This window comes from Arsenicibacter rosenii (assembly GCF_001870735.1).
Classification (GTDB): Bacteria; Bacteroidota; Bacteroidia; order Cytophagales; family Spirosomataceae; genus Arsenicibacter; species Arsenicibacter rosenii.
Map to the genome: position 1 here is coordinate 1 of NZ_MORL01000310.1, position 378 is coordinate 378.

At 48.5% G+C, this 378-nt stretch carries 1 pseudogene; it reads left to right on the plus strand.

The annotated features are described in order from the left end of the window. Window positions 1-190 precede the first annotated feature (190 nt). Window positions 191-378: pseudogene (locus BLX24_RS31390) on the plus strand (BamA/TamA family outer membrane protein); the annotation flags it as partial.

The window sequence follows — 378 nt, forward strand, 5'->3', positions numbered from 1 at the left end:
AAAGGTTTGTTCAGTGAATTGTCCTTTCTTTCGTACCGGAAAAAGATTGGAAGCAGCTACAATTTTAATGGGATTACCTTCGACTCCCGCATTTTTCGTCCCATAAACCGCCGCAATGTATTTGCTGCTCAGCTTTACGGCAGTTTTCTGTCGGGTACCATACCCTTCAATATGGCTTCTTTANATGATTATGCGTGGCTATTATCAGGGGCGTTACCGTGACAATAATCTGGTTGCCGGTCAGGTTGAATACCGTATGTTACCCTTTGGGTTCAGTAAACGAATCGGCGGAACTGTTTTTGCCGGGGCCGGGGCTGTCGCTCCCGCGATAAAGGCATTTAATGCCCGGCAGTTTGTGGTGGCAGGTGGGGTCGGCCT